13 protein-coding genes are annotated in these 15,619 nt (G+C 61.2%); 3 read left to right on the top strand and 10 right to left on the bottom strand.

Translation table 11 applies throughout. The features are described 5' to 3' along the window. Genes LGR64_RS10370 through LGR64_RS10360 form a run of 3 tightly spaced genes read right to left on the bottom strand, consistent with a single transcriptional unit; the run spans position 1 to position 2,837 of the window. Positions 1-843, bottom strand: a complete 843-nt coding sequence (locus LGR64_RS10370) for an alpha/beta hydrolase (protein WP_230355371.1) — start codon at positions 841-843, stop codon at positions 1-3. A 2-nt stretch (positions 844-845) separates the two neighbouring features. Continuing rightward, the gene (locus LGR64_RS10365; RefSeq protein ID WP_230355370.1) at positions 846-1,742 is read right to left on the bottom strand and encodes an alpha/beta fold hydrolase; all 897 of its coding nucleotides are present in this window, start codon (positions 1,740-1,742) and stop codon (positions 846-848) included. 39 nt (positions 1,743-1,781) lie between these two features. Further along, positions 1,782-2,837, bottom strand: a complete 1,056-nt coding sequence (locus LGR64_RS10360) for a sugar phosphate isomerase/epimerase family protein (RefSeq protein ID WP_230355369.1) — start codon at positions 2,835-2,837, stop codon at positions 1,782-1,784. 142 nt (positions 2,838-2,979) lie between these two features. Between LGR64_RS10360 and LGR64_RS10355 the strand changes: the two genes are divergently transcribed. Further along, positions 2,980-3,606: a TetR/AcrR family transcriptional regulator gene (locus LGR64_RS10355; protein WP_088164647.1), complete on the top strand. Its 627-nt coding sequence runs from the start codon at positions 2,980-2,982 to the stop codon at positions 3,604-3,606. Between the two features lie 4 nt (positions 3,607-3,610). Here the strand turns inward: LGR64_RS10355 and LGR64_RS10350 are convergent, their stop codons facing one another. The 5 genes from LGR64_RS10350 to LGR64_RS10330 all read right to left on the bottom strand — a co-directional run bounded on the left by LGR64_RS10350 (position 3,611) and on the right by LGR64_RS10330 (position 9,957). Then, entirely contained in the window at positions 3,611-4,726 is a 1,116-nt protein-coding gene (locus LGR64_RS10350) for an acyl-CoA dehydrogenase family protein (RefSeq protein WP_230355368.1), read from the bottom strand. 82 nt (positions 4,727-4,808) lie between these two features. Next, positions 4,809-6,140, bottom strand: a complete 1,332-nt coding sequence (locus tag LGR64_RS10345; protein ID WP_013802284.1) for a c-type cytochrome — start codon at positions 6,138-6,140, stop codon at positions 4,809-4,811. 17 nt (positions 6,141-6,157) lie between these two features. Beyond that, positions 6,158-8,458 (bottom strand): xanthine dehydrogenase family protein molybdopterin-binding subunit, encoded by a 2,301-nt coding sequence (locus LGR64_RS10340; protein ID WP_230355367.1) that lies wholly within the window; start codon positions 8,456-8,458, stop codon positions 6,158-6,160. Next, a complete protein-coding gene (locus tag LGR64_RS10335; RefSeq protein ID WP_013802282.1) occupies positions 8,455-9,042 on the bottom strand; it encodes a (2Fe-2S)-binding protein in 588 nt (195 codons plus the stop codon). The genes LGR64_RS10340 and LGR64_RS10335 overlap by 4 nt, the downstream gene beginning before the upstream one ends. A 627-nt stretch (positions 9,043-9,669) precedes the next feature. Further along, a complete protein-coding gene (locus LGR64_RS10330; RefSeq protein ID WP_043782035.1) occupies positions 9,670-9,957 on the bottom strand; it encodes a hypothetical protein in 288 nt (95 codons plus the stop codon). Between the two features lie 505 nt (positions 9,958-10,462). Between LGR64_RS10330 and LGR64_RS10325 the strand changes: the two genes are divergently transcribed. Further along, positions 10,463-10,738, top strand: a complete 276-nt coding sequence (locus tag LGR64_RS10325) for an H-NS histone family protein (RefSeq protein ID WP_013802280.1) — start codon at positions 10,463-10,465, stop codon at positions 10,736-10,738. A 259-nt stretch (positions 10,739-10,997) separates the two neighbouring features. Then, on the top strand, positions 10,998-11,786 hold the full coding sequence (locus LGR64_RS10320; RefSeq protein ID WP_230355366.1) for an Hpt domain-containing protein: 789 nt from the start codon (positions 10,998-11,000) through the stop codon (positions 11,784-11,786). An 11-nt stretch (positions 11,787-11,797) separates the two neighbouring features. On the opposite strand, the gene LGR64_RS10315 is transcribed toward LGR64_RS10320, so the two are convergent. Continuing rightward, positions 11,798-12,493 (bottom strand): response regulator, encoded by a 696-nt coding sequence (locus tag LGR64_RS10315; RefSeq protein WP_012205761.1) that lies wholly within the window; start codon positions 12,491-12,493, stop codon positions 11,798-11,800. A gap of 63 nt (positions 12,494-12,556) precedes the next feature. Further along, positions 12,557-15,505: an ATP-binding protein gene (locus tag LGR64_RS10310; protein ID WP_230355365.1), complete on the bottom strand. Its 2,949-nt coding sequence runs from the start codon at positions 15,503-15,505 to the stop codon at positions 12,557-12,559. Positions 15,506-15,619 lie beyond the last annotated feature (114 nt).

The raw sequence follows: 15,619 nt of genomic DNA, 5'->3' as shown, positions 1-15,619 counted from the left end.
TCAGCCGATGGCCGTGCCCAAAGCCTGGCGCACGGCGGCACCCGCTTCGTCAAACAGGCGGCGTGATGCCGGCGCCAGCCCCAGCATGTGCATGCAGGCGTGCACCATGCCGGGCAGTCGCACGGCCTTTACTGCCACACCGGCCTGCGCCAGCCGCTGCGCATAGGCTTCGGCCTCGTCGCGCAGCGGGTCGTATTCGCAGCTGATCACCGTGGCTTGGGGCAGGCCTGCCAGGTGGTCCGCGCGCAGCGGAGAGACAAGTTCTTGCCGCCCCGGAGCCGCATCGCCCAGGTACGCGCCATAGCAGTACTCCATGGCCGCACGCGTGAGGTAGTGGCCCTCTCCAAACTGGTGGAACGACGGCGAGTCCATGGCCACGCCGATGCGCCTGCGATCCAGGCCCAGCGCATCGGCCTGCTCAAAGGTCCAGGCAATGGCATCGCAGAAATCATGCAGCGGCACGGGAAAGCGGTGCTCGGGCGCCAGCCGGTAGTCCACCGAGACCACGACGGCGCCCGTTGCCGCGGCCAATGCGCGGCAGGGGTTGTCGTAGACCTCCAGCGAACCCAGGCACCAGCCGCCGCCGTGGGCGAAGACCAGGGCGGGCTGGGGCGTGGGTGTGTCCGAGGCCAGCGGCCGGTAGATGCGCACGCGCAGCGGCGCACCGTCGCGCGCGGGCAGCGTGAAGTCTTCGGTGCGGGCCATGGCCTCGGCCGCGCCGTGCAGGGCGCGCAGCCCGGCGTCGGTGCCCTCGCGCAGCGCCGCCAGCGTGGGCGGGGCCGCGGCCTGGGTTGCCTGCGCCAGCTCGGCGAGATAGCGCGCAATGTCAGCGTCCAGGCCCATGGTCACAGCGTCCTTTGCAGGAAGGGCAGCAGCTCGGCGATGAAGGGCTCGGCAGCTTCCTCCATGATGAAGTGGCCGCAGCCCGGCACGATCACGCCCGACAGGTCATCGGCATGGCCGCGCAGCGTGGCCAGCGGCGCATCGGCCGTGGCGTGCTCGGCGCCAATGGCCAGCACGGGCATGGCCAGCGGGCGCAGCGCACGCTCGCGGTTCTGGCGAATGGTTTCGGGAATGGCGCGGTAGTAGGCAAAGCCGCCGCGCAGGCCACCGGGCGCCGCATAGGCATCGACATAGACGTCGACGGCCACGCGGTCGCGCCGCAGCGACCAGCGGTTGAACATGAATTCCAGGTAGGCACGCTCGCGCCCCGCGATCAGGGTCTCGGGCAGGTCGGCCAACTGGTTGAACATGAAGTGCCACAGGAAGATGTTCTGCTCTGGCGGCGCAAAGATGCTGGGCTCGGGCGCCAGGCCGGGGATCACGGCCTCGGTCAGCGCCAGGGACTGCACGGCCTGCGGCTGGTCGCTGGCCAGCGCATAGGCCACCCACATGCCCACGTCGTGGCCGGCGACCCGGTAGCGCTCATGGCCCAGCGCCAGCATGGTGCGGTGCAGGGTCAGCGCAATGGAGCCCGTGTCGTAGCCGGTGTCGGGCCGGTCCGAAAAGCCCGTGCCCGGCGGATCGACGGCAATGGCCTGGAAGCCCTGCGCCGCCAGTGCCTGCATGACATGGCGCCAGGCATACCAGGTCTGGGGCCAGCCCGGGATCAGCAGCACGGGCGCGCCCTGCCCGGCCGTGATGCAGTGGATGCGGCGGCCGTCGATGCGCACGTAGTCGTGCGAGAACTCGCAGGCCTGGTCTTCCTGCTTGCGCAGGGCGTTCGATGTGAAAGCGTTCATTGTCGGATTCTTTTTGAGGTTCTTTGGCTGCGGGCGTGCTCAGGCGATGCCGAGCATGGCGTTGATCTGGCGCTGGTCCACGGGGGCGCCGGCGAAGTCGTCAAAGATCTTGTCGGTGACGCGGATGATGTGGCGGTTGATGAAGTCCACGCCCTCGCGCGCACCGTCTTCCTGGTCCTTGAGGCAGCACTCCCATTCCAGCGAGGCCCAGCCCTGGTAGTCGTACTGGGCGAACTTGGAGAAGATGGCCTTGAAGTCCACCTGCCCGTCGCCCAGCGAACGGAAGCGCCCTGCCCGCTCCAGCCACGAGGAATAGCCGCCGTAGATGCCCTGGCGCCCGCTGGGCAGGAACTCCGCATCCTTCACATGGAACATGCGGATGTGCTCGCGGTAGATGTCGATGTAGTCGAGGTAGTTGAGCTGCTGCAGCACGAAATGGCTGGGATCGAACAGGATCTTGCAGCGTGCGTGCTGGCCCACCAGCTCATGGAAGCGCTCGAAGCTGGTGCCGTCGTGCAGGTCTTCGCTGGGGTGGATTTCGTAGCACAGGTTCACGCCCTGCTCATCGCAGGCGTCGAGGATGGGGCGCCAGCGGCGCGCCAGCTCCTCGAAGGCGGTTTCGATCAGGCCGGCCGGGCGCTGCGGGAACGGGAAGAGATAGGGCCAGACGAACGAGCCCGAGAACGTGCCCATGTCGCTCAGCCCCATGCGGCGCGATGCACTGGCCGACAGCTTGAGCTGCTCCAGCGCCCAGGCCGTGCGTGCGGCCGGATTGCCGCGCAGCGCCTCGGGTGCAAAGCTGTCGCACATGGCGTCGTAGGCCGGGTGCACGGCCACGAGCTGGCCAAAGATGTGCGTGGTCAGCTCGCTGGCCACCAGGCCGTGCGAGGCCAGCATGCCGTTGACATCGTCGCAATAGATCTGGCTGCTGGCGGCCGTGGCCACGTCGAACAGGCGCTGGTCCCAGGCGGGAATCTGCAGGCCCTTGAAGCCTACGCCGGCCGCCCAGCGTGCGATGTCTTCCAGGGAATTGAACGGTGCCTTGTTGTCGGCGAACTGCGCCAGATGAAGGCTTGGGCCCTTGATGGTCTGCATGTGATTTCCTTGCGTTGAGCTATTGTTTGTTAATCGACAAAGAATAGTATCACGCCAATGCGGCTGCTTTTGCGAAGCCGATGCAAGACAGCATCACGGCGCCGCTAAGATGCCGCCCTGACTGTTGAGAAGGATGAGGAAGATGGCCGGAAGACCCAGGGAATTTGACCGAGACCAGGCGCTGGAGCGCGCCATGCTGGCGTTCTGGCGGCGCGGCTACGAGGGCACGTCCATGGCCGACCTGGTGCAGGCGCTGGGCATTGCGTCAGCGCGCATCTATGCGGCCTTCGGCAGCAAGCAGGACCTGTTCCGCGAGGCCGTGCAGCGCTACGAGGCCGGTGATGGCGGCTTTGCCGACCGCGCCATGGCCCAGGAGCCGCGTGTGCGCGACGCCCTGGCCCGCGTGCTGCGCGATGCCGTGGCCACCTATACGGACGATGCCCATCCGCTGGGCTGCATGGTGGTCACCGCCGCCACCAACTGCGCCGAGGAAAACGAGGCAGTCGCCGCGTGGCTGGCCGAACACCGCCGCCAGCGCACGCAGTCCCTGATCGACCGCCTTCAGCGCGCGCTGGATGAAGGCGAGTTGCGCGCCGGCACCGATGTGCAGGCGCTGGGGGATTTCTATGCCACGCAACTGCACGGCATATCGGTGCAGGCCCGCGATGGCGTGCCGCGCCAGCGGCTGCTGGCGGCGGTGGAGACCGCCTTGCTGCTGCTGGATACGGCGCTGGAGCCGGCGCTGCAGCCCGCAGCCAAGGCGGGCTGAGCCGTCAGGCGCCGAGCTTTTGCAGTTTTTGTAGCTCGGCGCGCAACTGGATCACGCTGGGCGTGACGATGGGGATGAAGGCCGATTCACGCCAGCGGCGGGCAAAGCCATCGTCCGCGTCCAGGCTGTAGGCGCGGCCACCGGCCGTCTGCAGCTCCAGCTGCATGGCCTGCTGCACGCAGTCGTGCAGGGCCAGGCGCAGCGCGAAAAGCCGCTCGGGCGCCTCCACGAAATCGCCGGCCTCTACACCGGCCTTGAGTGCCGCCACCGCCTGTTCCAGATGGCTGCGGGTATCGTCCAGCGGCTGCTGCAGCACATGCCCGCCCTGCCCCATGCGCGAGGCGGCCTGCGCACAGGCCGCGCGCGCCAGGCCGATGGACAGGCCGCATTGCATGCCCAGGAAGGCCGGCCGCACACGCGGCAGGAATCCGCCGGCGCGCTCGGCCAGCAGATCGTCTTCGGTGATGGCGACGTCCTTGAGTTGCAAGGCGGCGGTGTTGGTGCCGCGCAGGGCAATCAACGCCAGATCCGGCGAGCGCTCCAGGCCGGGGCGATCGGACGGCAGGGCCACGATCATGGGCGGCGCGCCGTCGTCACGCGCCACGGCAATGGCGGCCAGAAAGCGCGGCCCGCGCAGGTTGGTGCACCAGGGCACGCTGCCGTTGAGCAGCCAGCCGCCGCCTTCCCGGGCCGTGGCGCGGATGTTGAGAGCCTCCAGCCCGCTGAGGAATTTCATGATGTTGGACAGCCCCGAGGCACCGGCCGCCTCGCCCGCCAGCAGCGCGGGCAGCCAGCGCTCGCGCAGGGCCGCATTGCCGGTGTTCGCCAGCATCTCGATCAGCACACGCTGGCCCCAGAAGGCAAAGGCGGCGGACATGGAGTGCGTGGCCACCTGGGCAATCGCCTCGATGGCATCGCCGGCGCTGCCGCCCTGCCCGCCCAAGGCATCAGCCAAGCCGTGGCCCAGCAGCCCGGCTTCGGCCAGATAGGGCACGACGGCGGCCGTGGCCTCGCCGTTGCCGGCATCCAGAGCCTGGGCACGTGCATCCAGCCATTGGCGGTTGGCGCCGGTCAGCAGGGGGAAATCGGGTATGTGGCTTGTCATCTTGCGGGTCACCATAAAAAAAGGGACCGCTGTGGGCACAGCGGTCCCTTGCCATCCTAGCGCAGCGCACAGGCTGCGCAGATGACGCAGCGCAGGCTCAGTGCGCCGCCACCTTGCCGGGGCGTGTTTCCTCGCGCAGGGCCTTGACCTTGTCGCTCAGGCCGGCCCAGGGCTGCAGGCCGTACTGGCTGCGCATGGTGTTGAGCAGCGTGGCGATCTGATCGTCGCTGAGGTTGTGGCGGAAGGCGGGCATGGTGCCCAGCTGCGGGCGAGCCGGTTGCGTGATGCCGTTGAGCACCACATGGATGGCATTGGTCGGCGAGTCGCTGTACAGGTTGGTGTTCAGCGACAGCTGGGGACGCACGCCGAAGCTGCTGCCGGCCAGCACGCCGCTGGGATCGGCGCGGTGGCAGGCCATGCAGGCGCCCTGGTACAGGCGGTAGCCCTGGGCGTCGACCGGCAGCTTGGCAACCTCGGTCTTTTCCTTCACCAGGGCCTGGGCGTCCCCTGCGCCAGCGGCGTCTGCCACGGGCTTGCGGTACGACATCAGGTAGGTGGCCATGGCGTTGATGTCCTCGGCCGACTGGTGGGACAGGCCTTCGATCACGGGCGCCATGGGGCCGGCGGCCACGCCGTGGCGCTCCGAGAAACCGGTCTGCATGTAGCGGACCAGGTCCTCGCGCGTCCAGGGCAGCGGAGCCACGGCCTTGTCGTTGAGCGCGGGCGCATCCCAGCCATCGATGAAGGCGCCGGCCAGGTGGTCGGCACCCTTTTTCTCGGCGCCGAACTGGTTGCGCGGCGAGTGACAGGCGGCGCAGTGGCCCAGGCCTTCGACCAGGTAGGCGCCGCGAATCCACTCGCCCGACTGGTTGGCGGGCGCGGGCTGCTCGCCCGGCTCCAGGTACAGCGCATTCCACAGGGCCAGCCCGCGGCGCACGTTGAACGGGAAGTTCAGCGCGGTCTTGGGAGCCTCGTTGGAGACAGCCGGCTCGGTCATCAGGAAGGCGTACAGCGCCTTCATGTCCTCATCGGTCACGCGGGTGAACGCGGTGTACGGGAAGGCGGGGTACAGGTAGTTGCCCTCGCGGTCCACGCCATGGCGCATGGCGCGCTCGAAGGCCTCGTACGACCAGCGGCCGATGCCGGTTTCGGCATCGGGCGTGATGTTGGTCGAGTAGATGGTGCCGAAGGGGCTGGGCATGGCCAGGCCGCCTGCGTTGCGCTGGCCGCCCGGTGCCGTGTGGCAGACCGCGCAGTCGCCCATGTGCGCCAGGCGGCGCCCCTGGTCGATCTGCTGCTGGCTGAATTCCTGCACCGGGATCTGCTGCAGAGGAGCGATCTCGCTGCGGCCCGTGGCCAGCCAGAAGGCGGCGCCGGCCACGGCGGCCAGGCCGACCACGCCGAGGGTGATTTTCTTGAGTGTGTGCATGTTCCGGTCCTCCGCTCTCAGTTCTGTGCCTTGTCGGCCGGGGCTGCATCGGCAGCCTGTGCCTTGAGTGCGGCCAGCACGCGTGCCGGGGTGAACGGCACTTCGCGCAGGCGCACGCCGGTGGCGTCGAACACGGCGTTGGAGACAGCGGCGGCGCTGGGCACGGAGGCCGATTCGCCCGCGCCCATGGGGTCTTCGCCCGGGCGCTCGACCAGTTGCACGTCGATCTCGGGCAGCTCGTCAAAGCGCAGGATGGGGTAGCCGCCCCAGTCCAGCGAGGTCACGCCCTTGCTGTCGAAGGTCACGTACTCCTTGAGCACGCGGCTGGTGGACTGGATGATGTTGCCGTGCACCTGGTGGCGCACGCCGGCCGGGTTGACCATCTCGCCGCAGTCATGGGCCACGAAGACCTTGTCCACCTTGATCACGCCCGTCTCGCGGTCCACGGTCACGTCGCAGATCCAGGTGGCCCAGGCCGCGCCGTAGCCAGGAAACTTGCTGTGGTAGTAGCGGGCATAGGCAAAGCCGCGGCCCTTGACCAGGCGCTGGTCGGCCGGCGCGGGGTTGCGGTGGGCCGGGCCATCCTGCCAGCCGGCCTGCTTGTGCGCAGCGTGCGTCAGCGCCACGGCGCGCGGGTCCTTCAGGTAGCGCAGGCGGTAGGCCAGCGGGTCTTCACCGGCCAGGTAGGCGCATTCGTCGATCCAGCACTCATGGGCAAAGACGTTGGGCAGGGCCGAGACGCCGCGCATCCACGACGCGCGCACGATGGGCGCCGCATCCTGCGAGACCACGCGCATCTTGGGGTACTCGTACTGCGGGATGGCCGTACGGTCGCCCATCTGCAGCACCTTGGGCTTGTTGGGCACCTTGCCCGTCAGGATCAGGGCCAGGGCCGCCGCGTCGTTGGACGGGTAGCAGGTCTTGAGTTCGTAGCCCAGCACGGCATGGTTCTCGTCCAGGCCGCCGCGCACGCGGATCAATTGGCCCGTGCCCTTGGGCTCCCAGGCGGCTTCCTGCTCGCGCATCAGCTGCACGCGCACCGGGCGGCCCACGGCCTGCGACAGCAGCACGGCGTCGGATGCCACGTCGTCCGCGCAATTGCGGCCGTAGCAGCCCGAGGCTTCCAGGCGCGTCACATTGATCTGGTCGGCTGCCATGCCGGTCAGCGTGGCGATGTCCTTGCGCACGTCGTGCGGGTTCTGCGATCCGGTCCAGACCTGGATCTGGCTGGCGGACACCTCGGCCACGGCGCAGGACGGGCCGATGGAGGCATGCAGGTGGTAGGGCCAGACGTAGTCGGCCTCGATCACCTTCTTGGCGCCCGAGAAGGCCTCGTCAATGCCCGCGTCCTCGCGCAGCATGCGGTCGGTCTTCTCGTGCTTGACCAGGGTGTCGTGCATGGCGTTCAGCGACAGGTCGGGCACGCCGGCCCAGTCCTTCCACTTCACCTCCAGCTGGCGCATGGCGGCAATGGCCTGCTCTTCGCGCTCGGCCACGATACCCACGAAATCGCCCTGCACCACCACCTTGACGATGCCCGGCAGATGAGCGACCGACTGCTCGTTCACAGAGATCAGGCCGCTGCCCAGCGGAGCCGACGCATCGGCACCGCCATAGGGCGGGCGCACCACGCGGCCGTGCAGCATGCCGGGCACGCGCACATCGTGCACATAGGCCAGCGCGCCCAGCACCTTGGCCGGAATGTCCACGCGCTGCACGGACTTGCCGATGTAGTTGAAGCCGCCGGTGCGCAGCGGCACTTCCTTGTCCAGCGCAATGTTCAGGTCCTGGCCCTGGGCCAGTTCGCCGTAGCCGATGCGTCGCCCGCCCTTGGCCACCACCGCGCCCTTGGACGTGGTCAGTGCGGACACGGGCTGCTGCAGCTTCTCGGCAGCCAGGCCCAGCAGCAGCTGGCGCACCTGCGCGGCGGCCTTGCGCATGGGGATGGCATCCACCTGGATGGTGTTGCTGGCAATGGTCGGGCCCTGGTTGGGCGTGCGGCCTGTGTGGCCCAGCACCATGGTGATGCGTTCGAACTCCACATCGAGCTCATCGGCCACCAGTTGCGCCAGCGAGGTACGGATGCCCGTGCCCAGGTCCACGTGGCCGTGGTAGGCCGTGACGCTGCCGTCCGCGCCAATGGCGATAAAGCTGCTCACCCGGTCGGTGGGGGGAATGGGGAAGGCGCCGGCCACGGCGGGCGCCGTACCCGTGCTTTCAGCCACCAGGCCAGCGGCCGCGACCGAGCTGACCATGACCATGCCGCCCAGCTTGAGCAGGTTGCGGCGCGTCAGTTGAAGGGGGTTGGATGCACTCATGCTGCACCTCCCTGGGCGATCAGCACGCGGGCGCGAGCAGCCGCACGCATGATTTCCACATGCGTGCCGCAGCGGCACAGGTGGCCGGACAGGGCCTGGGTGACTTCCTCGTCGGTGGCCGTGGGCTTGTGGTCGAACAAGGCCACCAGGGCCATGACCATGCCGTTGGTGCAGTAGCCGCACTGGGCGGCCTGCTCGTCAATGAAAGCCTGCTGCACAGGGTGCAGTCGGTAGACAGCCTTGCCCTGTGCATCGGCTGCCGGCTTGCCGGCAGGCATGCCCGGCACGGCGGCCGGATGGGCTGCTTCCCAGTCACGCGCCACGCGGGCGTGCTCGGCCTGGGTCGCGTCCTGGGACAGGCCCTCCAGCGTCGTGACCTTCATGCCCTGGACCACGCTCACGGGAACGGAGCAGGAGCGGGCCACCTTGCCGTCGATCAGCACGGCGCATGCGCCGCATTCGCCCAGGCCGCAGCCGAACTTGGGACCGTTGAGCTGCATGTCGTTGCGCAGCACATAAAGCAGCGGCGTCTCAGGGCTCACGCCCTGGATCTCGACCTCTTGTTGGTTGAGAGTGAATTTCATCGTGTGCAAACCTTGTGGTTGACAACAGGTGCAAACCATAGGTGCGCACTGAAAAATCAGGCGACGGGCTCGCCGCGGCCAAGCCCGAAAAAGAAAGCCCACCGCCAACGGGGTGGGCTGTTTTCACGTGGTTTTTAGAGGCAACTCTGATAGATGACTGCCTGTTGTATGCAAACGATTCTATGCCTCGGACTTGCCCATCACTGCCAGCTGGCGTCCATACAAGGACCTGCACAGACCCGCAAACTCCGTGGCTTTTTGCTCACATAACTCACCATACAAATCGGAAATATCCGCAAAAACACAGCGCTACCTGCCGATCCGGAAACCTGCACCAAGACCCGAAAGATGTGCACCACCACAGTACACAAAGGGCAGAAATCCTTGCAGCACAGCCCCAGCCCAGTCTTGCAGCCATGCACGGCTGGGCATAAAGACAGCAGGCCGCCCCGGCAGCCGGCGCATCGGCACGGCCATCACACCAACCAAGCAAAACACTCGGCTTTTATCTGCATCAAATTCCAGTGAGAACGCTTGAAATTCCCGAGCACGCCATGCACAGCGCCCGTAAAACACGCGCCCGCCTGCAGCATCGATGAACACAAGGCGCGGACCAGCGGCCAGCCGTCAACGGGTGCCCGGCGTGATCTGGATGGTGCCCAGGCCCGAGCCCACGGCCTCACGCCGACGAGGTGCCAGCCAGTGCACCCAAAGCCCCTTGAGCCAGCCCAGCGCAAAGGCGCCTGCCAAGGCCAACATGCCCCATTGCCCGGCCAACAGGGCCACATATATCCAGTAAGGCATGCATCCCAGGCCGAGAAGGCAGGCCCACCGCCGCAGGGCAACGGAACGGGACTGCGACAGCCAGACGGCAAGGACTGCGGGGAGTGCGAAGGCGATCTGATCGATGCTCATGGCCGCATCATACTGTATGAATAAACAGTTTTGTAGGCAAAAACGCGTGTCTTTTGCGAAGGTTGTCACGGCACCACCAGCACCCTCATCTTTCGCTTGCAGTCCGCTCGCCACCCTCCCCCAACCCCACGCAAAAAGCCGTTGGCAAGCAGCGTACAGACTGGATCTCAATAATTTCGAATGTGCGGTGCAGTTTGATCACGGCATCGCCTTTCACATCCCCTTTCAATAAGCCCAAACTCCTTCGCAGCCGATCACTCACCCCTGTGAACCACGGCGCTTCAAACCTGAAAGCGAGGGCATACAGAATTTTGAAGGGCTCCGGAACATACAGCGCCCCATAACTGCCGGCTCTTTACATGGCCTTTACCTGGCGTTGACCGATCATTTTGAACACGGTCAGGACGGCCAATGGCAGTCATAGGAGAAAATGATCGAAAGCATGCAAACTTGTTCTTAAAAAACCGTTAATATTCGCGCTTCAATCCATGAAAGGCAAACTACCGTGAACACCACATACAAAGAACTTCTGGCACAGCGCGAGGCACTCGAGGCCCAGATCCAGACAGCACGCAAGCAAGAAGTCAGTGATGTGATCGCCAAGATTCGCGGTCTGGTTCAGGATTACGGCCTGACTGCCGACGACATCTTCACGGCACGCCGCGCCCCCTCCACCGTGGCCCCCAAGTTCCGCAATCCCGAAACCGGTGACACCTGGACCGGCCGTGGCAAGCCCCCCGCCTGGATCAAGGACAAGGATCGCGCCCAGTTCGCCATCTGAAGCCTGGATAAACGCCTCCATGAAAACAGCCTGCAGTTCTCTGCAGGCTTTTTTCATTCTTGCGGCACTTGCTGACACACCTGAATTCCCGGGCTTGGGCTTCCAAGGCCAGACGCCACGCAGGTGAAACAAGGATGCTCTATGGACATGTCCTTAAACATGCACCATGGATGGATGCCGTGGTCCAATCTTCCAGCCGGATCTGAAGCCTCCAGCGAGTGACTGGCTGCAGATGCCGGCTCCAGATGCTCGGCCACCCATGAAAAAACAGACATCCACCTTGGACAGTGCACCCACACCATACCGTTCTGAAAAGTTCTCGACTGCCGCCGAATTGATAACCACCCCAGAAGAGCCCCCCTCCTCCGCTTTGTCATTTTCAGGCGAGCAGGTTTTGTTCATCTCGTCATCCGATGAACTACACGCCCATCTGCTCCCGCACCTCAAAAGTTGGGGCCTGGCGACCACGGCCTGCCACCATCCCACGGCCATTCGCCAGGATCGCCTTCAGAAGTTCCAGGTTGTTGTGCTTTGCGGATCGAAAACGTCCTGGAATCCCAAGGATGAAAACCGCCTGGTGGCAGGAGCTGCAAGCATCATCGAATGCGAGGCTGATCACCCCCTGCAACCCAAGGTGATCAACGCCCGCATCATCGAAGTCTCCTGGCGTTCGCTGCAGGGCCTCTTTGATGCACTGCAACTGGCCGTTCAGCCCCGGCCTGCCAACAGCGGCCGCATTTCGTCGACCGATGACGTCGCCCATTTTCAACAAATCCCGGCCCCCATCAGAACGGCCTTTCTGGAGTCTGCACGTTCGTCGCTGGCGATCATCAAATCCAGCAAGAATCGCAAGGATGTGCAAAGAGAGCTGCACAATCTTTCCGGTTCACTGCGATTTTTTGACCTGACTGAGCTGTCAATACGCTGCGCTGGCTTGGAAAACGGCATCAACCATGATGGACTGATACACCATGCGCACTCGCTGCTGGCGCTGGAATTGCAGCTTGACCAGCTCCTGGAAGAAATCCGGACCTTGAACGGCAGATAAAGAACCTGTCATCATTGAGATCTCGATGAGGTCACCCATCCGCACTCAAGGGCATACTTCATCAGATCAATGTCTCGTTCAATTCCAAGCTTGTGCATGGCCTTGACTTTCTGGGTACTGATGGTTTTCTTGCTTCTGTTCAGCTTGGCCGCGATCTCGTCGATACGCAAACCGGCCGCATAAAGCCTTACCACCTCCGATTCCTTGGGACTGAGCACCCCCGGTGATTTTCCTTCGCCTCCCATGACACCCGCATTCATTTTTTCCAGTCGCTCGGAAATGGCGGGAGAGAAGTATGTCCCTCCTGTATAGGCGGCATGAATGGCTGGAACCAGATGCAGCACCGGGTCCGCCTTGCTCACGATGCTGATGTTCGACACCTTGCCCAGTGCCTGGAGAATGGCCGAATTGTCCAGCATGGTCAGGACCACCAAACCCAGGTTCGGAAATCTTCTGGATATATAGCCAAACAGATTCAAGCCATCTCCGTATTGACCCGTAGGCATGGAGTAATCCGAAACAAGCACGTCAAAGCCACCCTCATCCAACTTTTTCACCAGATCGGTTGAATTTGAAACACTGGCTTTCAACAGGATTTCCAGCTCGGAAGACAACTCATGCCGGATGCCTGAGATGATACCAGGATGATCATCGGCCAGCAGTACGGATATATTCAAATCTTTTCTGTGATTTGTATTGGAAAACATGATTTGGCACCATCAACGGAATAAACACAATCGTTCAGTGCAGCATCATTGCACCACGGCTCATCAGATATCTCTCAGGTTCTCCAGCAGGCCAGCCAGGGCATCATCCACTGCACGGAAGTGCCGCATATTGACAAGAGATGACAATCGGTCCATATCTTCCACTCTATCCTTCAGCCCAGCCACCGCAAATGACCCTTTCATGGCATGAATTTCACGGTGCACAGCCATCAGATCACCTTGCAGCAAATGCTTTCTCAACGCAGCCAATGAGTTTTCGGTTGCTGAAATCAATACATCACGATAAGGCAATCTGCTGCCCGGAACTTCCGCAGCTTCAGCGACACCCTTGCCAGACTTTCCTATATTTTTTCCAATGAATTCCTTGAGGTTTTTCAAGGAGGCCGGCTTGACAAGAATATCTGCGATGCCAAATTTTGCACATTTGAATTTTTCCTGCTTGCCTGCATGTGCCGTTATTGCTCCCACAGGAATTCCCGGATAATTCTGCTTGATGCGCTGAGCAAGTACATAACCGCTCATTCCGGGCATTTGCAGGTCCGTAAGAACCAGATCATAGATATTCCGCGACATCATTCGCAATGCGGATTCCCCGCCTTCTGCAGATTCCGCCTCGAAGCCGAGGATTTTCAGCTGATCCAGAAGCAGCAGCCTGTTGACCGGGTGATCATCGACGATGAGAATCCTTGCGCCATAACCTGCGCTTTCATCGTTTGCAAGCATGACATCGCCATGGTCCCAACCCAAGCAAGCAGGAACAGGCTGGGCGTGGCATGCGGGCAAGGTCAATTCGAAAATGCTGCCCTTTCCCGGCACGCTGAAGAACCGGATTTCCCCGCCCATGAGATGTGCCATACGCTGACACAGCGTCAGGCCCAGCCCCGTACCACCAAATTCCGCCGCTATATCCGAGCCTGCCTGCTTGAATGCGTCAAAGATGAAGGGGTGCTGTGAGGGATGAATGCCTATCCCGGTATCTGACACTTTGATCTTGAGCTCACCGGCCCTGTCTGATGCAAATACGTCAATCTTGCCAGCCTTGGTGAATTTCAAGGAGTTGCTGAGAAGATTGTTGAGGATTTGCTTTATTCTCTCGCCATCTCCTATATATCCCTCCCTCAGCGAATGGTCAATGATCAAGGAAAATCCTATACCTAATTCCGCAGCCAGCGGTTTGTAAATGGCAGCCACCTGCCGAATCACAGACTTGAGATCAAAGCTGGCAAATTCCACACTCATCTGACCAGACTCGATCTTTGAGAAGTCGAGAACATCATTCAGCAGCGTCAAAAGAGAATGGGATGAAGATGATATGGTGGTGAGCCTGGTTTGCTGCTCTTCTGACATGGAGCTTCTTCCCAGTATTTCCAGATTTCCCAATATTGCATTCAGTGGCGTGCGTATCTCGTGGCTCATGGCAGCAAGAAAAGAAGATTTTTCCTGGTTTGCCTCTTCTGCCGCCTTTTTGGCATCTTCCAGATTTCTTTGCACCTGCTTGTGTACAGTGATATCGGCAAATCCACACAGCAGGACATGCCTCCCCTGATATTTGGCCTTCACCATGATCACTGAAAGTTCTGCAACCGTTCCGTTGTAAGAGACCACGACTTCGCTGACTACCGGCAAATATTCAGTCTTTTTTCCACTCAGATATTTCTCACCGTAGAATCTGAGAAAATATTCAATCAACCGCTCACCAGCAGACTTATCATCCAACACCATGCTTTCTTTGTACTTGTACATCATGCTGTTTTCCAACAGCATCTTCTTTTCCTTGAAATCAAGAAGACCAAGTCCATAAGGCGCCATGGCAATGATGGTGCGGCTTAGATGTTCCGTGTCAAAAACATTTTTGGCTTTCCCATATATTGGAATAAAAACCCTATCATAAAAATATATCAAAAAACACCAGAAAAAAATGATGAATATCAATGAAAACAGCAAATATACAAGGGACTTCCCATTTAAATACACAGCATCTTTCCAGGAAAAAACCTGGAGAAGTATCATGTTCGTATTTGATATCCTCGAATAGTAATAAAAATATCCATTCCTATAGACGGCGCCATACTTGCTCAAAATATATCTACTTATCAGTCCTCCGTGAAATTTCGACGCCTCGATATCAAAAAAATCCCCTATTGCATCGCCGATCCCCTCCCCACCCAACGCAACGTTGCCTTGAGAATCAATAATAAATAAGGAGTTCCTGCCTTCACCCTGCTGCATAAGGCTCTCGATATATTGAGTCGGCATGTCGCTCACCACCGTGAGAAATGGCTTTCCATCTTGGAAAGCCGAAACAACAATCTGAAATGACATCTCCCCAGTCAGAATGCTTTTACTCGGAGGCAGCCATATGGGATGACGCAGCTGGACGGACGGAATGATGGTGCCGTTATCCTCAGGCAAAGTCGAAATCTGTTCCCTGAGTTTCAAGAGCATGTCTTTTCGCTCATGCCCGTTTGGTACCTGCGGTACAAGGACGCCTATGAACGATCTGTCCGGACTGAAGACATAGGCAGATATTGCTCTTCCATTTTGAAGAAAGCTGGAATTTGCCAAATATGCCAGCTCTCCCAACATATCTCTGTAGTGCTTGTGTACATTCTTGTTGATCTTATTCTCAAGCAATACTACAGGACTCACCCCTGCCATCACAGCATCTGCCCCGGCAAAGACGCCGGGATGAGATGTATGCGTCTGCCCCCAAAGCAACTCTGATGCAATGATTCCTCGCATCATAATGACTTGCTTTGTTTCTATCTCTACCAGAACCCGGGTTCTCTTGCTCTGGAATACTGCTCTTCTTTCCTCCATGAAATCATTGAGCTCGAACAGGGCCGCAAGCATTGCCAAAACAATGATAAGAAGAGAGAAAACCAGGCCACCGCCAAAAAGCAGTGTCTTGTTGTATTTGGTCAGAAGGTGGAGCTCTTCCTTTTCTCCAGCCTCTTTTTTATATATTTCCATCTGGGCATCAAGATACAACCATCGATCAGGCTGTGGATCTCCTCATGTAATAAAAGAAATCTTTGCAAGAAAGCTGCGGATGGCATGTAACTTGGTCGGATCGTCTGCGGCAATGACGATGCATTTCTTTCC

Origin of the sequence: Delftia sp. Lp-1, assembly GCF_020523835.1 — a bacterium.
Classification (GTDB): Bacteria; Pseudomonadota; Gammaproteobacteria; order Burkholderiales; family Burkholderiaceae_C; genus Comamonas; species Comamonas acidovorans.
Note: the sequence above shows the minus strand (reverse complement) of the source record. Positions and strands in the feature narration are given on the sequence as shown.